We start from the raw sequence: 24,714 nt of genomic DNA on the forward strand, positions 1-24,714 counted from the left end.
CATGGAACGAATTTACGCGTGTGGGGGAAATTCATCGTTACGATGAAAATGGCCAAACACGGTTCTTCAAGGCCTTGAAGGAAGGCAGCCCGGCCAGACACAACTGGTATTACCCTGCGGGTGCTGCAGACAACAGTTACTGGACCTATGCTGGCAAGCATGCAGGAACATGGCAGGATCCGAAGGAATGGGACGAACCTACGTACCCCGGCGCCATTCACTCGCTGAATAACATTACTTTTTACCGCTCGAAATTTTCCGGTAACGCAGCCGCGCATTACTGGTATTACCCGACCTCAGAAACAGAAGACGCCCACTGGATCAGGGTCAACAAGGATGCGTATGCAGCGCCGGGCATCAATGACTTCACCAAGACCTTCGATCAGTACACGTGGGTCACTGCGCACAATGCTTATCTGGACGCCATTACTCCACAACTGGAACGCGGTATAAGGGGGTTCATGCTGGATATCCACATGGATGTGGGCGATGACAACGGGCAAAAACGGGTTCGGGTATGCCATCTGCCGGCGATCGGTGCATGCTGGAGGGACGCGCCCTTGTTAAGCGACGTGCTAAGAGAGTTTATTGCCTACATGAAGAAAGATCGAAATGCCGTCATTTCCATGCTTTTCGAATCGACGCTGAGCCCAGCCGAACTGCTCCCGGTGCTGGAAGAAGTGCCGGAAATAGCGGATTACAGCCATGTGTCCAACGGACAAAGCTGGCCAACGGTTCGGGGAAATGATCGACAGTAACAAACGCCTCGTCATGTTATCGAACGGGTCAGCGGCGCAGAAGTACACGCTGGCCGGCAAACAGGCCGAGGTTCTTTGGGCACCCAACACGCAAGTTGAGAACTCCTACAACCTGGGTATAACTTCGCTGGTTCATGACTGGCAATGCAAAAGACGCTACAGCTACATGGACCTTTCATTGCGCACCCGTGACGGTGGTTTGCCGCGGCTATTCGTTCTTAATCAATTCCATGCCTGGGGCAGTACTACGCTGCATGCAGGAAACATGGACAACAACCTGACCTGGTTGCAGCGCCGGGTGGAAAACTATTGCGGCGAAGCGACCGGTTGGCGCAAACCCAACTACCTGGGCATTGACTTCAACCAGGTGGGTGACGCGCTGCCCTATGCTGCGGCGCTTTCTCAAGGCGGTCTCTATTTCTACGAAGACAACCGGGCCAACCGTGCGGGGGACACCTCCTGCGTATTGCCGGTGAATCAGGGTGGGGGCACCAGCGGCGTTCAATATGACATGAAGCTTGCCTCACGCGGGTGTGAGAACGACGAACTCCGGTCAATGGAACTTGAGGGTGTTCGAGCGGGCACGCGTATAGAACTGTACGACAACCCCGACGCAGATAAGCAGGATGACTTCACACTGATAGACGTCAAGCAATCGATTCCCATGGGCAAAAGGGTGCGAATCGATTCATTCGAGGGCTCGGCCGATACGTTCTACTACTGCAAGGTCGCCTCTCATAATAATGGGCTTGACGGTAAGGTTTCACGAATAAAAGTGCTTAACAAAGCAGACGATAACGACATAAGCGACGCAAGCATTGTGTTCTATGAAGGCAATGGGGCAACACAGAATATTGTCTGCACGGTGCCCTTCAATGCGGACAGACAATTCAAAATGGGCAGTGGCAATAACAGCTATGGCTGCGACAACGATGAAATACGCTCTGCCAAAATACTCAAGGCCGGTAAGGGATCGAGGTTCTCGGTTACCGGCAAGCCGGACGGAAGTTTTGGCCAAGGCCGTACAGGCGTAACGTTCAAACGAGCCATCTTGCTACCCATCACGATTTCGAGTTTCAACCGCAGTTACGAAAACGCGGATGTAAAAGTCGAGGTCAGTAATGGCGGTGGTCTGGACGGGAGCATTTCCTATGCCTACTTCCAGCCTCTCTCCGAGCAGAAAGGCAAACCGCCCATCAAAGAGGGCAGCACCAGACCATAGCCTTACTTTACGACGCCCTCATCGATCAACAGCTTCAGAATCGCGGCTGCGCCCTCTTCCGGGCGCAGCCCCTTCAGCACTTGGCCTGCGCCGCCGCTGGCCTTGGCAGTGGCGGCTTTCATGCGATCAGCGCCGCTCTTGGCCTTGATCACTTTCAGGCGTTTGGGCCGCGGTCTGGCTGGCTGCAGCGCTTGGTTGGTCAATAACTCATCGGCAACGACCTGAACTCTTTCGGTGTCCAGCGTGCCACGCTGTGCGGGCCCGAATGCGCTCTGTCGAGGTTTGGGAGCCGCGTTATCCACAGTGGCCAGAAACGGCAGGCGGACCTTCAGCCGACGACGCTGGCCGCGAGGCAGAGCCTGCAACACCACTGCGGTACCGTTGTTCAGCGACTCGACCTCAGCCAGACCGGTCACCAGTGGCCAGCCCAGCCTTTCAGCCAACAGAAAAGGCAGCATGCCCGACCCTTCACCGGTTTCAGCCTGACTGCCGGCCAGCACCACCTGTGCGGCAGAATCGCGGAGGTAGTCAGTCAACGCGACCAGCGCATCGGCGCCCTCGGGTTGCTCCAGCACATGCAGCTCGTTGAGCCCCATGCCAAGGTAAGCGCGCAGTGCCGGTTCTTCGGCATTGCCGGCGTGCAGTACCTGCAAGTTATCCCCAGCCAGCTGCAAGCCAAGCTCGACGGCCCGCGCATCCTGTTCGGCGCGGCGCGCACGACCCGATGTCGGGTGCGCCCCGATGGACACCAGACTGATGATCTGTACCGCATGCTTATCCACAGACACTTCAGGCTGCATCGCGCTTACCTCCGCTGCGCCAGGCTTGCACTGCGGCTATCAACGCCGTGAGCACTTCGGCGCTCTCGCCGATGACCGATAGATCAGCGCGTTTGACCATGTCGCACCCCGCATCCAGATTGATCGCAATGACCTTGTCGCAGGCGCCGATGCCCTGCAGATGCTGGATGGCCCCGGAAATACCGACGGCGACATACACCCTTGCGGTCACCCAGGTGCCACTCGCGCCTACCTGCCGCTCGCGGCCCATGAAACCATCGTCCACCGCCACCCGCGACGCCCCTTCGGTGGCCCCGAGTACCGAAGCGGCGTGATGAAACAGGTCCCAGTCTTTGACACCATTGCCGCCAGACAGAATGAATTCGGCTTCAGCCATGGGGATAACTCCGGGATCGACGGCAACCGCTCCCAGGTCCTCTATACGCGGCAGGCTGCGCGCCACGCTTGTGGACAACTCGACCGCCAATACCTCGTGGCGGGTTTCGCTCACCGGTTCGGCACACTCTACGGCGGCCAGAATCAGACGGGCCAAAGGCCGAACCAGGTCTTCGCGCCCGGCTCCTGCCCGACTTATGCACAGCTGGTCCTTGACCTGCCAGACCCGCGTTGCAGGTCGCTCGCCGATACTGGCGGCAAAACGTCTTCCCAGCTCGCCACCGCCGCTACGGCTGTCCGGCAACAGCCAGTGGCGCGGGTTGAACTGGTTATCCACAGCTCGCAAACCCTGCACGCGCTGTTCCGGTGAATAACCGTCGAACCCGGCACCGTCGATAATCAATAACCGATCCACGCCAGCAACGTCGAACGCAGTTTCCTTGTGTTCGCCGAACACCACTGCCAGCACGGCACCTTCAGCTCCGGCAAGCTGACGCGCCAGCCCCAGCAAGTCGCGATCGTGGCTGCTCAGGCGGCCGCCGACCATATCGGGCACCACCGTGATATAGAACGCTGGCTCGACGATGGCATGCAGTGGCAACTGCACGTCGGCAGCGGCCGAACGCTTGACCGCGCCACCCTGCTGAGCGCCGCTACGGTCGATGCGCTTTATACCGTTGGGACCGATAAAACCCAGGCCATGCACGTTCTTGCGCAGCAAACCGTTTGGTCCCATCCAGCTGTTCAGCGCCGGCTGCATGGCCGCATGCAGTGGGTGCAGTCGATTGCGAGCAATCCACTCGGCACGAGGGTCGCGGCGGATAATGTCGCTCATCAGTACACCTCCGCGGGTTCACGTTTGCTGGCAACAGACGGGCTGGGGATAACTTCTTCAATCAGCGCATCGGCCACCAGCTCGGCGATATCCTTGATCAGCGGGCGTGGTTCAACCACGCCTTCAAGCATGGCCGTGCACTGTGGACAACCGACTGCTACCACCTCGGCAGCGGTTTCACGAATGTCGTCCATGCGCATGTCGGGAATTCGCTGTTTGCCGGGGATATCGGTGATCGGCGCGCCGCCACCACCGCCACAGCAGCGGGAACGAAAGCCCGAGCGCTGCATTTCCCTGATTTCTATACCCAGCGCACGCAGCACGTCACGAGGGGCCTCGTACTCGCCGTTATAACGGCCCAGGTAACACGGGTCGTGATAGGTCACGCTGGCACCTTTGTGCTGGCCCAGACTCAATGCGCCATTGCGCACCAGTTCAGCCATGAAGGTGCTGTGATGCTGCACCTGATAGTCACCGCCAAAAGCGCCATATTCGTTTTTCAGCACATGAAAACTGTGTGGGTCGCAGGTCACGATACGCTTGAAGCTGTAATTGGCCAGGGTCTGAATGTTGCGTTGGGCAAGTACCTGAAAGGTTGCCTCATCGCCCAGACGCCGTGCCACGTCACCGCTGTCGCGCTCTTCGAGGCCCAGCACGGCGAAATCGATCCTGGCCGCTTTGAGTACTTTGACAAAGGCGCGCAGCGTGCGCTGATTGCGCATGTCGAACGCGCCATCGCCGACCCAGAACAGCACGTCCACGCTCTTTCTCTCGCTGAGCAGACTCAGGTTCAGATCCGCTGCCCAGTTCATCCGACCACCCGGTGCAAAACCGCCGGGGTTATCGGTGGCGATCAGGTTATCCAGCACCTCGGCACCCTTGTTTGGCGTCGCGCCCTTTTCAAGGGTCAGGTGACGGCGCATGTCGACGATGGCATCGACGTGCTCGATCATCATCGGGCACTCTTCGACGCAGGCTCGGCACGTGGTGCAGGACCACAGCGTTTCGGCGTCCACCAGCCCGTTGACGATGGGCTGATGCGGATTGCCGCCATGCTCGCCCAGCGGCTTGCCTTTGCCATCCAGCGACGGATATGGACTGCCCGCAAATTTTGCGTCGGTGCCACCGGCAAGGCCGACCACCATGTCCTGAATCAACTTTTTCGGGTTGAGTGGCTGGCCTGCCGCAAACGCCGGGCAGGCCGCTTCGCACTTGCCGCACTGCACGCAGGCGTCGAAGCCCAGCAGTTGGTTCCAGGTGAAGTCCTGAGGTTTCTCCACACCCAGCGGTGCGGTTCGATCGTTCAGGTCCAAAGGTTTCAGGCCCGTGGAGCGACCACCAGCAAAGCGCTCGGCACGCCGGTGCCAGGCCAGGTGCAGGGCCCCGGCGAAGGCGTGCTTCATCGGCCCGCCCCAGGTCATGCCGAAAAACAGTTCGCTTACGCCCCACAGCACGCCCAGCCCGAGAACAGCGACGAGCACCCAGCCACCAAAATGCTCGGGAAGAATGCCCGTCACCGGCAGCGTGACCAGAAAGAAACTCGCGGAAAACGCCATGAGGCTTTTCGGCAGACGCATCCACGGCCCTTTCGACAAACGCGCGGGCGGATTGAGACGACGCTTATAGACAAATACCGCGCCGACAAACATCACCGCCGTCATTAGCAATAGCGCGTAGCCAAGAACGCGGTTATGCAGGCCGAAGCCGTGCACCAGAATCGCCAGCACGATTGAGGCAACCGCCCCGCCTGCAGTGGCAACATGGGTGTTGGCGATGTATTTATCGCGTGCGACTACGTGGTGCAGGTCAACCATGTAGCGCTTGGGCATGGCCAGCAGCCCGCCGAGCAAGTCGACTTTCGAGGGCCGTCCGTTGCGCCACATGCTCACCCGCCGCCACGCACCCAGCGCCGCAAGGGCCAGGGCGCTGAACAGCAGGATGGGAAGAAGGGTGTCTAGCATCACGTTGCCCTCAAGATGCAAGCTTTAAGCTGGAAGCCTCAAGCTGCAAGCTTCAAGAAAAAGTACCGAGCAAAGGCTTCTACTTGCAGCTTGAAGCTTGCAACCTGTAGCTGTTCTCAAAAATCCTTGCACAGGCGCAAGCCGTCATAGATCGCTGCATGGGTATTGCGCTGCGCCACGCAGTCGCCGATACGGAACAGCAGGTAACCGTCGCCCGGCTGGCTCAATGAAGGCTGTGGCTGAATGGCGAATAGCGCATCGATGTCGATCTGGCCCTTGTTGCGCGAGCCTTCCTTGAGCGCGTAATAAATCGCTTCGTCCGGACGCACGCCGTTTTCCACCACCACTTGATCGACCACTCGCTCTTCCCTGGCACCGGTGTATTCGTTCTCCAGCACCGCCACCAGCTTGTCGCCCTCGCGATAGACCTTTTCCAGCATCATGTCGCCGGTCATGATCACTTCCTTGGGGTACATGCTGCGGTAGTAGGTCGGGAACGAGGTTCCGCCAATTGCCACGCCCGGCTTGATGTCATCGGTGACGATTTCGACCTGGCTGCCCTTGTCGGCCAGATAGTCGGCCACCGACATGCCGGTGAACTCGCAGATGGTGTCGTAGACCAGCACGTTCTTGCCGGGCGCCACCTTGCCGTCCAGCACATCCCAACTGCTGACCACCAGGCCTTCAGCCGCACCCCAGTGTTCGTTCTGCTCAAGAAACGGGTGACCGCCGACCGCCAGCACCACGATGTCCGGGCGCAGGTCGAGGATGGTTGCTGCATCGGCCGCAACACCCAGACGCAAATCTACTTTCAAGCGCGCCAGCTCCAGCTGGAACCAGCGCGTAATACCGGCAATCTGGTCGCGCTGCGGTGCCTTGGACGCGGTAGTGATCTGCCCGCCGATGAACTCCTTTTTCTCGAACAGCGTTACGTCATGGCCACGCTCGGCAGATACCCGAGCCGCTTCCATACCGGCAGGACCGGCACCGACCACCACGACCTTGCGTTTTGGCCCGGCTGATTTTTCGATGATGTGCGGCACGCCCATGTATTCGCGGGACGTCGCAGCGTTCTGAATGCACAGCACATCCAGCCCCTGATACTGGCGGTCGATGCAGTAGTTGGCACCGACGCATTGCTTGATCTGATCGATCTGGCCCATCTTGATCTTGGCGATCAGGTGCGGGTCGGCAATGTGCGCGCGGGTCATGCCGACCATGTCGACATAGCCGCCTTCCAGAATTCGCGTTGCCTGGTTCGGGTCCTTGATGTTCTGCGCGTGCAGCACCGGGGCCTTGACCACTTCCTTGATCCCGGCCGCCAAGTGCAAAAACGGCTCCGGTGGATAACTCATGTTCGGAATGACGTTGGCCAGGGTGTTGTGGGTGTCGCAACCCGAGCCCACCACGCCGATGAAATCGATCATGCCGGTGTCGTCGTAATACTTGGCGATCTGTTTCATGTCCTCGTGACTGAGACCATCGGGGTGGAACTCGTCGCCACAGATGCGCAGGCCCACACAAAAGTCGGGGCCGACCTCCTTGCGCACCGCCTTGATCACTTCCAGGCCGAAGCGCATGCGGTTCTCGAAACTGCCACCCCATTCATCGGTGCGCTTGTTGACCCGCGGGCTCCAGAACTGGTCGATCATGTGCTGGTGCACCGCCGACAACTCGACCCCGTCCAGCCCACCGGCCTTGGCACGCGCCGCTGCGCTGGCGTAGTTGCCGATCACTCGCCAGATCTCCTCCGGCTCAATGGTCTTGCAAGTCGCACGGTGTACCGGCTCGCGAATGCCTGACGGCGACATCAGGGTCGGCCAGTGATCACCATCCCAGCGCGAGCGACGGCCCATGTGAGTAATCTGGATCATGATCTTGGCGCCGTGCTTGTGCATGGCGTCGGCGAGGTTCTGGAAGTGCGGGATGATTCTGTCGGTCGCCAGATTGACCGATTTCCACCAGCCTTGCGGGCTGTCGATGGCGACACTTGATGAGCCGCCGCAGATGGCCAGACCGATGCCGCCCTTGGCCTTCTCTTCGTAGTACTTCACATACCGGTCGGTGGTCATACCGCCGTCTGTGGCATAAACCTCAGCGTGCGCGGTACTCAACACACGGTTACGGATTGTCAGTTTGCCAATCTGGATCGGCTGGAACATCGCTTCGAAAGCCATAACGCGATCCTCGATTTACAGCGGCTTGACGACAAACAGTCCGTCGTCGTGACCTTCTTCGGAACCACCGTAAACCTGCTCGGCTACGGTACGGATCGAGCTGCCGCTGGCGGCGAGTATCTGGTCCATCGCCCCGGCAAACCAGCCGGTGAACATGTAGTCGACCTTACGTCCGACCTTGCCGTAGACATACACGAAACAGGAGTGCTCAAGCTTCACGCTGGCGGTGCCTTTTTCGATATCGATGTCCTGAATCTTGAACAGCCCCCAGCCGCGTTGCGACAGACGCTTCATGTAGTGCTCGAACACGGCAACACCTTGCAGGCCGTGGCATTCGGCTTCTTTTTCACACCAGTGCCAGGCGGACTTGTAACCGGCTTTGTAGAGAATGTCAGCGTAGGCATCGGCACCCAGCACTTCTTCGATGCCCATGTGGTTGTTGACGAAAAAGTGCCGGGGCACATAGAGCATCGGCAACGCATCGGAGGTCCAGACGCCGGTTTCGCTGTCGACTTCGATAGGCAGTTGCGGGGCGATTTTAGCCATGGGGGTCAAACTCCAGATGATTCGGGTTACACCCACCGCCTGAAAGGCCGCGGGGGTTCAATTCGATAAGGTGTGGCTGGCGGATTACTCGCCCCAGACGTCGGCCAGTACGTTGACCCAGTTCTCGCCCATGATCTTGCGCACCACGCGCTCGGAATGACCGCGCTTGAGCAATGTTTCAGTCAGATTGGGAAACTCGCCCACGGTGCGGATGCCCAGCGGGTTGATGATCTTGCCGAAGCTGGTCAGACGGCGGGCATAGCCCTTGTCGTGGGTCAGGTATTCAAAAAAGTCCTGACCGTGCCCCTGGGTAAAGTCAGTACCAATGCCGATGGCATCTTCACCCACGATGTTCATCACGTATTCGATGGCTTCGGCGTAATCGTCGATGGTCGAATCGATGCCCTTGGCCAGAAACGGCGCGAACATGGTCACACCCACAAAGCCGCCGTGGTCGGCAATAAACTTCAGTTCAGCGTCGGATTTGTTGCGCGGATGCTCTTTGAGGCCTGAAGGCAGGCAGTGGGAATAGCAGACCGGCTTTTTCGATTCGAGAATGACTTCTTCCGAGGTTTTCGAACCCACGTGGGACAGGTCGCACATCACTCCGACACGGTTCATTTCAGCGACGATCTCACGACCGAAACCCGACAGCCCGCCGTCACGTTCGTAGCAGCCGGTGCCGACCAGGTTCTGGGTGTTGTAGCACATCTGCACGATGCCGACGCCCAGTTGCTTGAAGATCTCGACGTAGCCGATCTGGTCTTCATAGGCATGCGCATTCTGGAAGCCGAAGAGGATGCCGGTCTTGCCCAGTTCCTTGGCCTTGCGAATGTCTGCGGTGGTGTGCACCGGCATGACCAGGTCGCTGTTTTCGCGCATCAGTTTCTGGCTGCTGCAGATGCTGTTGATAGTGGCCTGGAAGCCTTCCCATACCGACACCGTGCAGTTGGCCATGGTCAGGCCGCCCTTGCGCATGTCTTCAAACAGCTCGCGGTTCCACTTGGCGATGATCAGCCCGTCAATAACGATGCTGTCGGCGTGCAATTCGGCTGGGCTCATCAGGCTGTCCCCTTTTTTGATTCCGGCGCGCCGAATCGGCTGTCGGCGCTAATGGGGTCAGCATATGCCGGAGGGTCGCGTGAACCGGGTGCAAAAACGACAGGGGGTTTGCCGAAAGCGTCAAGATGCGACAAAGGGTGACGGCGTGTCGCCCCACGATGTCGTAAACCTGTTCATTGTCTCGCGCTTGAGACAGAATCCAGCGTATCAATGGATCGGAGCGACTCGATGAAAACGTTTTTGCTGACCCTGGCCCTGATGGCAACGGCTGTGACAGGCGTACAGGCTGCTCAGAACCCGGATGTCTCGCCTTGCGACGGTGTTGACGATGACAAGCAGACTCTGGAGTGCTCGGTTTACAGCCGCACGACTGCAGAAGAATTGCTCAAGGAAAATTTCAACAACCTGCTCAAGCGTGTTCAGTCCCAGTTCGTTGCCAACAAGACGCAATTCAACGACTTTACCAGCAAACTCAAGACCGCCCAGCAAGCCTGGGAGAAGCTGCGTGACGCAGATTGCGCCGTTGAAGTCTTCCCTTCTGCGGCAGGCAGCAAAGCATTCACCATCAGTGAAAACGACTGCATTGCGCGCATGAGCGACGAGCGCTCGGAGTACCTGGAGTCGATTGCACAGGAATAACGTCTACGATGAGATAACCTGCTTCTTTATATGAACGAGCTCATCAGGTTTTCTCATGATTATTTGCGGTGTAGAAATCAAAGGCAGCGAAGCTATCTTCGCCCTTGCCACTCGGCAGAGCAGCGGGCTCGCTCATCTGCCGCTGGCCACGAAAAAGATCGCGCTGGAGGACGATGAAGAGCCTGCCAACGTCAAGGCTTTCGCTACGCAGCTCGCCAGCTTCGTACGCGAACACGGCGTCAGTCACATCGCCATCAAAAAACGCAGCAAGAAAGGCGAATTCGCCGGCGGCCCGACCACATTCAAGATCGAAACCATCTTTCAACTGATGTCCGATTGCGATGTAGCGCTGATCTCGCCGCAGACCATTAATGCGCAGAACAAGAAACTGGTATGCCCCCCGAAGGTTGGACAATTATCCACTTACGCTGCCTTGGCGGCCTGCATCCTGAATTCCACAGGACTCAGGCCGTTAAGCTTCAGTTTTATGCGTGAGTGATTGTAATACTCAATGTACTCTTCGATACCCGCTTGAAGCTCATCCAGATCGTTAAATTTGTTCAGGTAGAAAAATTCGGATTTCAGCGTGCTAAAAAAGCTCTCTATAGCCGCGTTGTCATAGCAGTTACCCTTGCGCGACATGCTGGCTGTGATCGAATTCTCATGGAGCAGTCGCTGGTAAATAGGCATCCGATATTGCCAGCCCTGGTCAGAATGCAAAATCGGCTTTTCATCCGGTCCAAGCCGCGTGAATGCTCCGTCAAGCATTTCGTCGACCATGGAGTACAGCGGGCGCCTGGCAATCGCATAGGAAATGATTTCGCCGTTGTACAAATCCATGATCGGCGACAGATAGAGTTTCTGGCCTCCTACTTTGAATTCGGTCACGTCGGTGGCCCATTTCTGGTTAAGGTATTGCGCTTTGAAATCACGCTTTAGCAGGTTAGGCGCGGCCTTACCTGTTTCGCCTTTGTAGAAACGGTATTTCTTCACGCGTATCAGGCTCTTCAGGCCTAGCTGCCCCATTAGTTTCTGCACCGTCTTGTGGTTCACAAGATGGCCCGCCCTGCGCAAGACTGCCGTGATGCGACGATAGCCATACCGGCCCTTATGCTCGTAGAACGTTGCCTGAATCAGGTCCTTCAGCCCTGCGTATTTGTCGTCTGCCAGCAGTACCTTTTGTTGATAGTAAAAAGTGCTGCGTGCCAGACCGGCAAACTTCAGCAGGCCGTCCAGAGAATGCAAAGGCCTCAGTTCTATTACGATTTGCGCTTTTTCTGCTGCGCTATTCGTTGCTTCTTCTGAACCAAGGCATCGAGCTTTTTTAGATAATCGACCTCCATCCGCAGTTGCTTCACCTCGGCAAGCAACTCGTCACGCGAACGCGATTCATCGTCGACTGGAGCGGAATTCACAGGGGGAAGGGTCGTCGTCATCTTTCTTGGGCGTCCAGCTTTCTCAGGGGGCTTTGAGGAGGCGTTAAGCGCACCTTCGTCAAAAAGGCGCTGCCATAGATTGATGATGCCGAACTGACGGATATCGAACAAGGCCGCTGTCTGGCGCAGTGATAATCGCTCATCATGCATGCGCTTCAAAACAGCTAGCTTGAACTCGTCACTGTAACGCTGCCGCTTTTTCTCTTTAAGAGCCGCTGGGCCGTGGATCTGATAAGCCGCGACCCACTGACGAAGACAGGAAAAGTCCACATCGTGGCGATGCGCAACATCCCTCAACCCTGCCTTGCCGGCACAATATTCTTTCACGGCTGCGAGTTTTGCCTGCACTGTATATTTACCCATGACGCCTCCAAAGGTTGCGTCCAACCTTCGGGGGTCATACCAGAGCGTGAGGAACGATGGTGTATGACTGCGATTCTGCGCCTGAAGCAGCATCCTAGAATTTTTAATCGTAAAAATCCAAGCAAAAGCGAATAATTTTTCGCTTTAGCTGCTGCTATACGTGCAAATATCAATAAATTTTCGCGTGCGCATCAGTAATCTTTCAAGCAATCGGCCTTGTACCGCCAGCCCTTGATTCTGACTCGATTACAAAAGTGAATTGCCCATGACCACCTCTGCGCTCTACCTGGATTACGCCGCTACCACGCCTGTTGATGAACAGGTCATCGAAGCTATGGTTGCCTGCATGGGGCGCGAAGGTCATTTCGGTAATCCGGCATCCAGCGGGCACGGTTATGGGCAGGTGGCGCGGCAGGCCGTTGAACAGGCACGCGCGCAGGTGGCCGATGCGGTGGGTGCGCCTGCCGACACCATCGTCTGGACCTCCGGCGCTACCGAGTCCAACAACCTGGCGATCAAGGGCATCGCCCATGACAGCAGCGCGCAGCGTCGGCACATCATTACCAGTGTTCTGGAGCACAAAGCAGTGCTCGATACCGTCAGCACGCTGGAGCGTCAGGGCTTTCCCGTCACCTGGCTGAAACCGGACGCCCAGGGCCTGATCCAGCCGCAGGCGGTTCAGGCTGCCCTGCGCGAAGACACGCTGCTGGTATCACTGATGCTGGTGAACAACGAGCTGGGCACGCTGACCGATATCGCCAGCATTGGCGCCTTGGTGCGCGAGCACGGCGCGCTGTTTCATGTGGACGCTGCGCAGGGAGTCGGTAAGGTGAAGGTCGATCTGGCGAGTCTGGCCGTCGACCTGATGTCGTTCTCGGCGCACAAGGCCTACGGCCCCAAGGGCATTGGCGCGCTGTACGTGGGCCCGCGTGCTCATTCGCTGCTGAAAGCGCAGATTCACGGCGGTGGACATGAAGGCGGCTTTCGGTCGGGCACACTGGCAACCCATCAGATCGTCGGCATGGGTACAGCCTTTGCGTTGGCGATCAGCCAGGCCGAAACTGAAAACCGCCGTATCGAAGAGCTGAGTCGCCACCTGCGCGAAGGCTTGTTGAGCCTGCCGGATGTGCAGCTCAACGGCTGTCCGCAACAACGCATCCCGCACACCCTGAACCTGTGCATCACCCGCAGTGGCTTCACCAGCTCGCAGCTATCCCACAGCCTGGCGTTGTCTTCTACATCCGCGTGCAACTCGGCCAGCAATGCACCCTCGCATGTGTTGCTCGCTCTGGGGATGGATTCAGCCAAGGCCCTGGCCAGCGTGCGTGTCAGCCTTGGCCGCTACACCACGCAGGCAGACGTCGAGCGTGCCATTGAGGTATTCAGCAAGGCGCTCAGCGCACCTGCTGCGTTCTGGTGACCAGTATTTTCGAGATCAGAAAAAGCAACAACAGAGCGATGTCGTTATAATGGCACAACCCGGCAGCTGCCAAGTGATGCTCACGGATCAGGTTTTAACCCTAAAGGAATAAGTCATGACCTTTGCTCTTCCAATCAGGTGTATTTTCCTGGCGTTTGTGACGACCGCCATCAGCCCCCTGGTTTTTGCCAAGATGTATACCGACTCCGACAAAAATGACGCCTACTCTCCCTACACCCTCTACATGGAGCACTGCAACAAAACGCAAGAGCAAGTGGATTCTCTGGAGGCTCAACAAGGCCCGCTGGACCCAAAAGAAGTGATCAACTCGCTCACTATTACTTCCTACTCCCTCAGCGCTGACAACTACACCCCCAGCGAAATGGGTGTGAGCGCAGAGGAGCTTGCGCGATGCAATGCCACTTACGCTAAAGCGGGTAAGTTACGCAAGCAGGCCGAAGCTACTCTGGCGGCCGCTCAGGCCATTGAAGACAAGAAGCAAAAGAAAGCCGACTTGATCGCTCACCAGAATTTACCTGAATACAAACAGGCGAGATCGTTGGGGTTCAAGGACGTAGGCAATATCACGTTTCTGAAAATGTATGACGACATGGTCGGTGACGCTGAGCTGAAGTCAACACTGATTAACGTTGACCAGCAATGCGGAAAGTATCTGCGGGCCACGCAGTACGTGGAGCCGTACGTCATTTATACGACTGACCCCAGATTCAATGGCCCATGTGGGTCAGTAAAAAGATTCGCGATCAGAGGAACCCGCGGCGTGAACAGCGGTGACTGGATCAACCCCGACGCCCAATTCAGATACGTCGGTTGGCAGAAAATCCTCGCACCCAACGGGTTCAAGATCCGGATACAAGCGCTGGAGCAGCTCTGAGTATCGAAGCGGTCCCTGACGCTCTGAAAAGTAATGCCCTTCCCCAGAGCCAGCCATCGCTGGCTTTCATCTTCTCCCATGTCTTCAAGTCAAGGCCCCGAACATCACCCGGCGGGGGCCTTTAGCGTCGATTACATGAAAATGTACCCCTCCAGATACAAAAAGACACAAATTGGCACAGTTCTTTCAAGTGGAACGGTCGTGCCATAAACCATTGGTGCACGCTGCATTCAAGGGGTGCCTACACGCACCAAAGTGCAGTTAACGGACGCCAGAGCGTCCACAAACAGTGCAGGAGGGCAGACCACAAGTCTTCTCCTCACCAGGAAAGGAATCTAGCCGTGCTCTATCAGTATTGTGTCAGACCACCGTTACGCTGGCTGCTTACCCCTGAGGCATTGCCTGCCTTGGACGGTGCCTGCGCGTTATCCAGATCTGCTTGTTGTTTTCCGACGGTTCTGTACGTCTGGACGTAAGTCATTTTGCGTGTGCCCTTGAATGTTCTGACGATTAATCAGGGCCTTGCAGAACTGTGCGCGCAATAAGGATAAACCCCCTGTTTTTCAATTAACGCGCAACCCACATATAAAGATTGTCCGACACTTTATTTGAGGTGGTTTCATTTGGCCATCATTCGTGCGATGGCTTTTGTTTCTTTAACGGTTACTGATCATATAAACGCGGACCCACATGGAGCAGTCCTTTATGAAGTCTTGAGTAACTAACGCACCAACTTGATCCTCGTTACACAGTATTGGTGCATTCAGGAAAGTGACTAGCAGGTCACGAGTTTCGAACGCGTCTGGCACAGCAGAGGGTACGAATTTGTCTGCTGTTTTGTTTAAGGAGTCCTTCATTTGAATACCTTCGAAGTCCATGAGATCGGGATTCGATAAATAGTTATATGAATGCGACACCCGCTCTGAATCAACGGTCCCTGCGTGGGCTTTCTGGCACAGCGGTTGCAATGTAAGCATTCAGGAACATCGCTGTACGTCCCCGTACATGACGATAAGAAGCAAGGATCAGCAATGCCAGCGCCCTGATGTAAACCGCTTTTCCCTGTTTAAGCCTGCCGTGCGCAGGTGCCGCGGTGCGCTGCATATAAACAGTGTGCAGGCCGCCCTCAGTCGAATATTCACAAAAATATTCGAACGGATTTTTATTGCCCTTTAACTACCCGAGGGAGCGTTAATGAATGATGCGGTAATAATGAAAGCGGTTCCCTCTCCCTCGCCCGATGACACTTCGACGGCGTGGCAGGGCATTCCTTTCAGCGCCAATACGTCACGACCGGGTGGCCTTAACAAGCCACAAGTAATGGTGTTGATTGCTGCGTCAGTACTTATCCATGGTGTGATCTGGTGGTACATGCAAACTGCCCAGCCAGACCTGCCGGAAGTTGCACCACAAGTTCCGGAAATGACCATTGAACTGACCAGCCCTACGCCACCTGCCGCGGAACCGCCGCCGCCCGAGCCACCACCTCCGCCGCCGCCCCCACCGCCTCCCCCCGAACCGGAACAACCGGTCGAGGATCCGGACGCGGTCGAGCCGCCGCCCAAGCCAGTGGAAAAGCCCAAGGTCGAGAAGCCCAAGCCGGTCAAGAAAGTCGAGCCGGTGAAAAAGCCGACGCCGCCTGCGCCAACGCCTGCTGCCGCACCCAGCCCGCCTGCGCCGCCCGCACCTGCGCCCGCACCTCCGGCACCTGCTGCGCCACCTGCGCCAGCCAAGGAAAGCGCTGCCGTATCCGGGCTCGCCAGCCTGGGCAACCCGCCGCCGGAATACCCAGGGCTGGCCTTGCGCCGCAGTTGGGAAGGTCGCGTGATTCTGCGCATCAAGGTGCTGCCAAACGGCCGCGCTGGCGCTGTCGAGGTGACCAAATCCAGCGGCAAACCGGTACTGGACGAAGCGGCCGTGGAGGCTGTGCGCAACTGGAAGTTCATACCGGCCAAACGCGGTGACACGCCGATAGAAGGCTTCGCGACGCAGACCATCGACTTCAAGTTGCCGGAATGATCCGGCACCTGACAACCGACACTTCAATTATTAAAGCTGGTGAGGTTTAAACCATGAACGCATCGCTCTCTTCCATGATCGTCCCGGCCGTGCTCTGGGCACTGATTCTGTTTTCCGTATTGAGTTGGGCACTGTTGCTGATCAAGTCGGCGCAGTATGTCCGCCAGAAATCGCAGAACAAACAATTCACCAAAGCCTTCTGGAGCGCACCGGACCTGCTGACCGCCGCCGAGCACTCTGCACAATACCCCGGTGCGCTGGCGCGTATCGCCAATAGTGGCTTCGAAGCCATGGCGGTCGATGAGTCGCCGCGCACCACGCAACAACTGGCGCACACCATCAACCGCTCGGACCGTCTGGAGCGCAACCTGCGCCAGCAGATACAAAAAGAGCGTCGCGCACTGGAAAGTGGTCAGGCAATTCTCGCCAGTATCGGCAGCACCGCGCCCTTCATCGGCCTGTTCGGTACCGTCTGGGGGATCATGGAAGCACTGCAAAGCATCGGTGTGACCGGCTCGGCCAGCCTGGAAGCGGTCGCCGGGCCTATCGGCCATGCGCTGGTCGCCACCGGTGTGGGTATCGCCGTAGCCGTGCCAGCAGTGTTGATCTACAACTTCTTCCTGCGCCGCCTCAAGCTCGCCGTGGCCGACATGGATGACTTCGCCCACGATTTCGACGCCCTCGCCCAGCGCAGCGCCTTCGCGGTCACCCGTCAGCCCATCGCCAGCAAGAATGGCCATGCCGTTCGGGAGGCCAGCTAATGTCTTTCTCCACTCAGGACAGCGATGAAGTGCTCAGCGAAATGAACGTCACGCCGCTGGTGGACGTGATGCTCGTACTGCTGGTGGTGTTCATCGTCACCACGCCGCTGATGACCAACGCGATCAAGGTCAACTTGCCCAAGACTGATGCGGTCGCCCCTGCCGAGAAGAAAAACCCGGTGGTGGTCAGCGTCGATCAGGACGGCAAGTTCTACCTCGCCAAATCGGAAATCGCCCCGGAACTGCTGGAAAAAAGCCTGCAGGACGAAAAGGCCAAAGACCCGGAAATCCGCGTCCAGTTGCAGGCCGATACCGCCGTGAATTATGGCCAGGTGGCCAAGGCCATGGCGTCCATCGAGCGTTCGGGCATTACGAAGATATCCGTCATGACGGCGAAATGACCCTCAGGTGATTTGACGGCTTCGCCGCGCGAAGCCGTTTGACCCGACCCCCGTAAATGCGGTTGTCCGTGGGCTGAAAAGCCTCTGGAGGGGAGCGGCTTGCTGGAAAAAGAAGAAGTGGAACTCCCGCTCGGCACAACCGCGTCGGGAACAGAGGGCTCACAAGGCCATTTCAATAACGTCTGGACCAAGTCGGAACTAACCATGCTGATGAATCTTCCCGGTTGCACCCTCAAACCACTGGCCCTCGCGGTCCGGCGTCATCCACGTGCCCTGCTTTGTGCATTGGCCATGGGCATGAGCGGTGCCCAGGCGGCAGACGCCGTCGATGCGGACACAAGCGGCTCGGCCGTGTCCACCAGCGCAGCGGTTGTGCCTGCCACGACCCAGCTGCAACGTGTAGAAGTGACCGGTTCGGCGATCCGCCGGGTCGATGCCGAAACCGCAGTGCCGATTACTATCCTGCGTGCCGACGACCTGAAGAAACAGGGCGTGACCACCACCCAGGAAATGGTCCAGCGCATTACCGGCAGCCAGTCGATCAACAACAGCGCAGGCTCGGTCGGTGCAGGAACAGGAGGTGCCTCGTTTGCCGATATGCGCGGCATCGGCGCCAACAAGACGCTGGTGCTGCTCAACGGCCGCCGTCTGGCCAATAACGCACTGTCGGGTGTGGGCACGCCCAACGGCAGCGCCATCGACCTGAACATGATCCCGTTTGCCGCCATCGACCGTGTGGAAGTATTGCGTGACGGCGCCTCGGCGCTATACGGCACTGACGCCATTGGCGGTGTGATCAACTTCATCACCAAAAAATCCCTGACCGACGGCAGCCTGACCCTGGGTGGAGAAACCCCGACCGCCAGCGGCGGCGGTGCCACCAAGGACATGAGCGCCAGTTGGGGCTTTGGTGATCTGGAGCAAGACCGCTTCAACGTCATGGGTGTCTTCAACTACAACAAGCAGCAAAACCTGGACGCCAACGACCGCTCGTTTGCCAGAGATTACGTGCCAGGACGCGGGCTCAATCAGACTTCCGGTACGGCCTATCCCGGCAATTACTTCCAGGGTGACAACTCTGCCAACCCGCTGGGCAGAAACTGCGGCGGCCCTAACCTGATCGCCAGCAACGGCATCTGCCGGTTCAGCACCCGTGAATACATCGACCTGATCCCGCAAACCGAAAAGACCTCGTTTTTTGGCAAGGCCACCGGCAAGCTGGCAGACGATCATAACGTCAGCCTCGAATACTTCTGGGCCCGTAACAACAACCATACCGATATCGGGCCTGCGCCTCTCACCGGCCTGTCTCTGGACTCATCGTCGCCTTTTTATCCCGGCAACGGCATCACTCCGGCACCGACCGACTTTACTCTCGACCCGACCCAACCGATCAGCACAGCCTGGCGAGAAACGGCGGCCGGGCCACGCGGGTCCAGCGACCAGAACACCAGCCAGCGTTTTCTGCTGAACTTCGACGGCCTGGTGGGCGGCTGGGACTACAACGTAGGTGCTTCTTACAACCAGAACAAAGTCCTGTCATCGCTCACCAACGGGTATGTCAGTGACGCTGCAATGCTCAACGGCCTGGCCAATGGCACCCTTAACCCGTTCGGCCCGCAAACCACTGCCGGTCAGGCGCTGATCGATGCCAGCGAATATCACGGCCAATACTCAAGCGCCGTGGGCAGGGTCGCCGGGCTCGATGCGCGCATCAGCCGGGAAATCGGTGACTGGTTCGGTGCAGGCCCTGCGGGTCTGGCGTTGGGCGGCGAATACCGCAAAGAGAAAATGCATCAGCAGTACGAAGCCTACGTCAACGACATCAGCAGCCTGGGCGCAGATGCCGCCGGTAGCGTCGAAGGTGACAGGAGCGTCAAGGCGGAATACGCCGAACTGAACGTGCCCGTGCTGGACAGCCTTGAACTGACCGCCGCCGTTCGTCATGACAAATACAGCGACTTCGGCAGCACCACCAATCCGAAATACTCGTTCCGCTACCAGCCGATCAAGCAACTGGTGGTCCGTGGTGCCTACAGCGAAGGTTTCCGCGCGCCGTCGCTCTACGAGCTGTATGCCCCGCGCAGTACGACTTTCACTCAGGGCTATTACAACGACCCGGTTCTGTGTGCCGGTGGCGTCGTTCAGCCGGGTGGTAACGCCGGTCGTGATTGCCAGCAGCAGTTTCTCAATAATGGTGGAGGCAACACCGAGCTGGCCCCGGAAAAAGCCCGCAACATGACGCTGGGCTTCGTCTATCAGCCGGTCAACAACCTGTCGATGGGCCTGGATTTCTGGTGGATTCACATTTCCAACCAGATCCAGGCGTTCCCTGAGTCGACTGTGTTTGATGATCCGAACACCTACGCCGACCGCTACGTGCGCGCTGCTGATGGTTCGATTGCCAATATCGTGACCGGCAACGCCAACCTGGGTATCGTCAAGACCAGCGGCGTCGACGTAACGCTCGACTATCGCTTCCCGAACACACCTTACGGCCAGTTCGGTCTGGGCATGACCGGCACCTATGTGACCCGTTATGACTTCCAGAACATCATCGACGGCCCGTACACCGACAAGGTCGGCGACTTCCAGGGCGACGGCGTGATCTCGCGCTGGAAACACGTTCTGACCGGCACCTGGGCACTGGGCGATACCCGCGCTTCCATCACCAACCGCTTCACCAGCGGCTACAACGACTACGACCGCACCACCAATGCGCGCGTCGCGTCGTATGCGCTGTGGGACATGTCGGTGGGTCATACCTTCGACAAGGTGCTGGATATCGACGCCGGGGTGCGCAACATGTTCGACCGCAACCCGCCGTTCTCCAACCAGGCCTACAACTTCCAGTCCGGCTACGACCCTCGTTACGCCGACCCGCTGGGCCGCACCCTGTTCGCACGCGCGACTTACCACTTCTGAGTGTGACGACGTGGCCCATACACGCTCCTTGGGCCACGTCAGATTGCGAGCTCGCCCCCTCCGGCCCAGGTTTCATCCACCTTCCCCGGCCGGGGGCTTTTTCGCGACTCATCGTCATTCAGTGCGTACGAGGAAAGCCCCATCATGTTGCGTCATACCCGTTTTCTGCGGCGCCTGATTCTGGGTGTTGCGCTGTGCAGTTGCTGGCAGGTCGCTCAGGCCGCCCCGACTCACGCCTTGACCGTCTATGGCGAGGCACCGAAATACCCGGCTGGCTTCCAGCACTTTGACTACGTCAACCCGAACGCCCCTAAAGGCGGTTCACTGACCCGTTCGGCGGAAGAAATCGGCCAGTTCAACTACCTCAACCCTTATGTCGATCAGGGCATCAATGTGGTGCAGGTCGATACCTGGGTGTACTCACCATTGGCCTATCGCTCGCTGGATGAGCCGTACACCGTTTATGGATTGATCGCGGAAAAGATGGAGATGGACCCGAACGGTCTGTGGATTCGTTTTTTCCTCAACCCCAAGGCGCGCTTCGAGGACGGCAAGCCCGTCACCGCCGAAGACGTGCGCTACACCTTCGAGCTGATAACCACCAAGGCCAGCTTCAGTTATCGACCCATGTTCGCCGACGTCAAAGAGGTGACCATCGAAGGGCCGCTGCAGATTCGCTTCGACTTCAAGAACAACCTCAACCGCATGCTGGCGCTGGACATCGCCAGCCTGCACATCCTCCCCGAACACTGGTGGAAGACCCGCGACTTCGCCAACGGCGGCGGTTTCGAGCCGCCTTTGGGCAACGGGCCGTACCGTGTCGCCAAGGTTGACGCCGGGCGCAGCGTCACCTTCGAACGGGTCAAGGACTGGTGGGGCAAGGACCTGTCGGTCAGCCGTGGCCTGTACAACTTCGACACGCTCACCGTGAACTACTACGGCGACACCGAAATCGCCCGCCAGTTGCTGCAGGCCGGGACGTTCGACTACAACCGCGAGTTCTCCTCTTCAGGCTTCGTGGTCGGCTACAGCGGCCCGGCGATTGACGACGGGCGCCTGCAAAAGCGCATCCTCGCACCGCAACGTCCGGTCGCCGCGCAGGGCTTTGTGTTCAATCTGGACAAACCCATGTTCAAGGACCGCCGCGTCCGCGAGGCGCTGTCGTTGCTGTGGGATTTCGACTGGATCAATCGTCGAGTCATGCGCAATTTCTACGTGCGCGAACAAAGCTATTTCCCGAAAAGCGACATGGCCGCCACCGAGCTGCCGACCCCGGCCGAGCTGAAAATTCTCGAGCCCTTGCGCGGCCAAGTGCCGGAAGAGGTGTTCAGCAAGGTCTATCAGCCACCGAAAACCGACGGCAGCGGCTACATCCGTGACAAGCAGTTGCAGGCCCTCAAGCTGCTGGCCGAAGCCGGTTGGCATCCGAAGGACAACAAGCTGGTCAACGCGGCGGGCGAGCCGATGGTGTTCAGCTTCATCGATGGTCAAGGCGGTTTCGACCGGCTGATTCTGCCGTTCAAGCGCACGCTGGCGCAGATCGGCATCACCCTGGATTTCCTGCGCATCGATTCGGCGCAGTACATCAACCGGCTCAATGCGCGGGACTACGACATGATCGTGGTCAACCTGCCGAAAAACGGTAATCCGATCATTTCCCCTGGCCGTGAGCTGTACAACCTGTACGGCTCGCAAAGCGCCACCGAAGTGGGCAGCTCCAACGCCATGGTGCTGCGCAATCCTGCGGTGGACACGCTGATCGACGGGCTGGTCAGCGCCAATACGCGCAATGACATGGTGCTCTACGCACGGTCGCTGGATCGGGTCCTGCAATGGGGTTACTACGTGATTCCCAACTACTACTCCAAGGGCACGCCACTGGTGTTCGCCAACCGTTTCGGCATGCCGGATGTGGCACCGACCTATGACGTTGGTCTGGAAACCTGGTGGCAGATCAGCCCGACGCCGCTGACCAATGCTCAGGCCGCTGCGCTGACCGGCAAGCCTGCCGCCGCCAAGGAGTACTGAGATGCTGGCTTATGTGATTCGACGCCTACTGCTGATCATTCCCACGCTGCTGGCCATTCTGATTGTGAATTTCCTGATCGTGCAGGCCGCTCCCGGCGGACCGGTCGAGCAGGCCATCGCGCGCATTCAGGGCTTCAGCCCCAACGGTGTGGGGGGCGGCGGGGGCGAAGTAGCCGCAAGCGGCACCGCCAGCCGCAGTACGCGCGGGCTGGACCCGGCGCTGATCGAGCAGATCAAGGAACATTACGGTTTCGACAAACCGATGCACGAACGGCTGTGGCTGATGCTCAAGAACTACGCGCAACTGGACTTCGGCACCAGCTTCTTCCGTGGCGCGCCGGTCACCGAACTGATTACACAAAAGCTCCCGGTGTCGCTGTCCCTCGGGCTTTGGGCGACGCTGATCACCTACCTGATTTCCATCCCGCTGGGCATTCGCAAGGCGGTGCGGCACGGCAGCGCGTTCGATGTCTGGAGCAGCACGCTGGTGATCATCGGTTACGCCACGCCCGCGTTTCTGTTCGCCATTCTGCTGATCGTGGTGTTTGCCGGAGGCAGTTACCTGAGCTGGTTTCCGGCGCAAGGGCTGTTCTCGGACAACTTCGACAACCTGAGTACCTGGGGCAAGGTGAAGGACTATCTGTGGCACCTGGTGTTGCCAGTCAGCTCGCTGGTAATCGGCGGCTTCGCCACGCTGACCATCCTCACCAAGAACAGCTTTCTCAACGAGATCAGCCGCCAGTACGTGGTCACGGCGCGCGCCAAGGGCCTGACCGAGCATCGCGTGCTGTACGGCCACGTGTTTCGCAACGCCATGTTGCTGGTGATCGCCGGTATTCCGCAGGCCTTGATCGAGGTGTTCTTCGCCGGCTCGCTGCTGATCGAAACCATCTTCGGCCTCGATGGTTTGGGGCGCATGAGTTACGAAGCTGCCGTCTCGCGCGACTACCCCATCGTGTTCGGCACGCTGTTTCTGTTCACGCTGTTCGGCCTGCTGATCAAACTGATCGGTGACCTGTGTTACACGCTGGTCGACCCACGCATCGACTTTTCCGCGAGGAGCGCCTGATGTTCGAGTTCTCTCCCCAGACCCGGCGTCGCTTCGACCTGTTCAAGGCCAACCGTCGCGGTTGGTGGTCGCTGTGGATCTTCATCGGCCTGATGCTGGTGTGCCTGTGCGGCGAACTGATCGCCAACGACAAGCCGCTGCTGGTCAGCTACGACGGGCAGATGTATTACCCGGTGTTGCACACCTACATGGAAACTGATTTCGGCGGCGAGCTGCCTTTCGAGCCGGACTATGCCAGCGACTATGTGCGCAAGCTGATCGCGGCAAAAAACGGCTGGATGCTGTTCGCGCCGATCCCGTTCAGCTACGACACCATCAACTACGACCTGGACGCGCCATCGCCCAGCCCGCCGGACCACATCAACTGGCTGGGCACGGACGAACAGGCCCGTGATGTGCTGGCGCGGGTGCTGTTCGGCGCGCGGATTTCCATTCTGTTCGCGCTACTGCTGACCGCGATCAGCACGGTGATCGGCGTGTGTGCCGGGGCGATTCAGGGGTACTACGGCGGCATGACCGACCTGATCGGCCAGCGCATTCAGGAGATCTGGTCGGGGCTGCCGGTGCTGTACCTGCTGATCATTCTGTCCGGCTTCGTGTCCCCCAGTTTCTGGTGGCTGCTGGGGATCATGGCGCTGTTCTCCTGGCTGTCGCTGGTTGACGTGGTGCGTGCCGAGTTCCTGCGCGGGCGCAATCTGGAATACGTCAAAGCCGCCCGCGCACTGGGCCTGACCGATGCCGCGCTGATGTGGCGGCACATCCTGCCCAACGCGATGACCAGCACCCTGACGTACCTGCCGTTCATCATCACCGGTGCCATCGCTACTCTGACCGCGCTGGACTTTCTCGGCTTCGGCATGCCCGCTGGCAGCGCTTCGCTGGGCGAACTGATCGGCGAGGCCAAGCGCAACCTGCAAGCGCCCTGGCTGGGGCTGACCGCGTTCGTAGCGCTGGCTCTGATCCTTTCTCTGTTGGTGTTCATCGGCGAAGCCTGCCGCGACGCGTTTGATCCTCGGAGCTGA

The 24,714-nt window shown here is 58.5% G+C and carries 20 protein-coding genes; 13 read left to right on the forward strand and 7 right to left on the reverse strand.

Features of this window, described 5'->3' with window-relative positions:
* The first annotated feature begins 20 nt into the window (after positions 1-20).
* Complete coding sequence (locus AC4ANK_RS26940; RefSeq protein ID WP_002555660.1) at positions 21-758, forward strand: PI-PLC domain-containing protein; 738 nt, start codon at positions 21-23, stop codon at positions 756-758.
* A complete protein-coding gene (locus tag AC4ANK_RS26945) occupies positions 745-1,980 on the forward strand; it encodes a PI-PLC domain-containing protein (RefSeq protein ID WP_223216230.1) in 1,236 nt (411 codons plus the stop codon). Before AC4ANK_RS26940 ends, AC4ANK_RS26945 begins: the two co-directional genes overlap by 14 nt.
* A gap of 2 nt (positions 1,981-1,982) precedes the next feature.
* On the opposite strand, the gene etfB is transcribed toward AC4ANK_RS26945, so the two are convergent.
* The 6 genes from etfB to AC4ANK_RS26975 all read right to left on the reverse strand — a co-directional run bounded on the left by etfB (position 1,983) and on the right by AC4ANK_RS26975 (position 9,736).
* Complete coding sequence (gene etfB / locus AC4ANK_RS26950) at positions 1,983-2,780, reverse strand: electron transfer flavoprotein subunit beta (protein ID WP_002555662.1); 798 nt, start codon at positions 2,778-2,780, stop codon at positions 1,983-1,985.
* Entirely contained in the window at positions 2,770-3,990 is a 1,221-nt protein-coding gene (gene etfA / locus AC4ANK_RS26955; protein ID WP_002555663.1) for an electron transfer flavoprotein subunit alpha, read from the reverse strand. The genes etfB and etfA overlap by 11 nt, the downstream gene beginning before the upstream one ends.
* Positions 3,990-5,951 carry a dimethylglycine demethylation protein DgcB gene (gene dgcB / locus AC4ANK_RS26960; protein ID WP_460383751.1) on the reverse strand — a complete coding sequence of 654 codons (1,962 nt, stop codon included), beginning with the start codon at positions 5,949-5,951 and terminating at the stop codon, positions 3,990-3,992. The genes etfA and dgcB overlap by 1 nt, the downstream gene beginning before the upstream one ends.
* A 116-nt stretch (positions 5,952-6,067) precedes the next feature.
* Entirely contained in the window at positions 6,068-8,128 is a 2,061-nt protein-coding gene (gene dgcA / locus AC4ANK_RS26965; RefSeq protein WP_031598465.1) for a dimethylglycine demethylation protein DgcA, read from the reverse strand.
* Positions 8,129-8,143: 15 nt separating this feature from the next.
* Positions 8,144-8,674, reverse strand: coding sequence for a DUF5943 domain-containing protein (locus AC4ANK_RS26970; RefSeq protein WP_005613912.1), 531 nt, complete (start codon positions 8,672-8,674; stop codon positions 8,144-8,146).
* An 84-nt stretch (positions 8,675-8,758) separates the two neighbouring features.
* Positions 8,759-9,736 (reverse strand): dipeptidase, encoded by a 978-nt coding sequence (locus AC4ANK_RS26975; RefSeq protein ID WP_002555667.1) that lies wholly within the window; start codon positions 9,734-9,736, stop codon positions 8,759-8,761.
* A gap of 228 nt (positions 9,737-9,964) precedes the next feature.
* On the opposite strand from AC4ANK_RS26975, the gene AC4ANK_RS26980 reads away from it, so the two are divergent.
* Together AC4ANK_RS26980 and AC4ANK_RS26985 are read left to right on the forward strand one after the other, a co-directional pair.
* Positions 9,965-10,375, forward strand: coding sequence for a lysozyme inhibitor LprI family protein (locus AC4ANK_RS26980; RefSeq protein WP_002555668.1), 411 nt, complete (start codon positions 9,965-9,967; stop codon positions 10,373-10,375).
* A gap of 55 nt (positions 10,376-10,430) precedes the next feature.
* A complete protein-coding gene (locus tag AC4ANK_RS26985; RefSeq protein WP_460383754.1) occupies positions 10,431-10,874 on the forward strand; it encodes a DUF3010 family protein in 444 nt (147 codons plus the stop codon).
* On the opposite strand, the gene AC4ANK_RS26990 is transcribed toward AC4ANK_RS26985, so the two are convergent.
* Positions 10,799-12,174, reverse strand: a protein-coding gene (locus AC4ANK_RS26990) for an IS3 family transposase (protein ID WP_095178871.1) whose coding sequence is annotated in 2 segments (ribosomal slippage) — positions 10,799-11,703 and positions 11,703-12,174 — 1,377 coding nt in all. Because the reading frame shifts where the segments join, the coding sequence is not laid out codon by codon here. The genes AC4ANK_RS26985 and AC4ANK_RS26990 overlap by 76 nt on opposite strands.
* A 265-nt stretch (positions 12,175-12,439) precedes the next feature.
* Between AC4ANK_RS26990 and AC4ANK_RS26995 the strand changes: the two genes are divergently transcribed.
* The 9 genes from AC4ANK_RS26995 to AC4ANK_RS27035 all read left to right on the forward strand — a co-directional run bounded on the left by AC4ANK_RS26995 (position 12,440) and on the right by AC4ANK_RS27035 (position 24,714).
* Entirely contained in the window at positions 12,440-13,594 is a 1,155-nt protein-coding gene (locus tag AC4ANK_RS26995) for a cysteine desulfurase family protein (RefSeq protein ID WP_002555834.1), read from the forward strand.
* 115 nt (positions 13,595-13,709) lie between these two features.
* Positions 13,710-14,489, forward strand: a complete 780-nt coding sequence (locus tag AC4ANK_RS27000; RefSeq protein ID WP_002555833.1) for a hypothetical protein — start codon at positions 13,710-13,712, stop codon at positions 14,487-14,489.
* 1,194 nt (positions 14,490-15,683) lie between these two features.
* Entirely contained in the window at positions 15,684-16,508 is an 825-nt protein-coding gene (locus AC4ANK_RS27005) for an energy transducer TonB (RefSeq protein ID WP_002555937.1), read from the forward strand.
* Between the two features lie 74 nt (positions 16,509-16,582).
* Positions 16,583-17,269, forward strand: a complete 687-nt coding sequence (locus AC4ANK_RS27010; RefSeq protein WP_003435083.1) for a MotA/TolQ/ExbB proton channel family protein — start codon at positions 16,583-16,585, stop codon at positions 17,267-17,269.
* Positions 17,269-17,670: an ExbD/TolR family protein gene (locus AC4ANK_RS27015; RefSeq protein WP_002555939.1), complete on the forward strand. Its 402-nt coding sequence runs from the start codon at positions 17,269-17,271 to the stop codon at positions 17,668-17,670. Before AC4ANK_RS27010 ends, AC4ANK_RS27015 begins: the two co-directional genes overlap by 1 nt.
* A gap of 99 nt (positions 17,671-17,769) precedes the next feature.
* Complete coding sequence (locus tag AC4ANK_RS27020; RefSeq protein ID WP_031596816.1) at positions 17,770-20,595, forward strand: TonB-dependent receptor; 2,826 nt, start codon at positions 17,770-17,772, stop codon at positions 20,593-20,595.
* A gap of 144 nt (positions 20,596-20,739) precedes the next feature.
* Entirely contained in the window at positions 20,740-22,623 is a 1,884-nt protein-coding gene (locus AC4ANK_RS27025) for an extracellular solute-binding protein (RefSeq protein WP_002555941.1), read from the forward strand.
* A 1-nt stretch (position 22,624) separates the two neighbouring features.
* Positions 22,625-23,692 (forward strand): microcin C ABC transporter permease YejB, encoded by a 1,068-nt coding sequence (locus AC4ANK_RS27030; protein ID WP_002555942.1) that lies wholly within the window; start codon positions 22,625-22,627, stop codon positions 23,690-23,692.
* Complete coding sequence (locus AC4ANK_RS27035; protein WP_002555943.1) at positions 23,692-24,714, forward strand: ABC transporter permease; 1,023 nt, start codon at positions 23,692-23,694, stop codon at positions 24,712-24,714. Before AC4ANK_RS27030 ends, AC4ANK_RS27035 begins: the two co-directional genes overlap by 1 nt.

The organism is Pseudomonas sp. Pmew2, assembly GCF_058129885.1.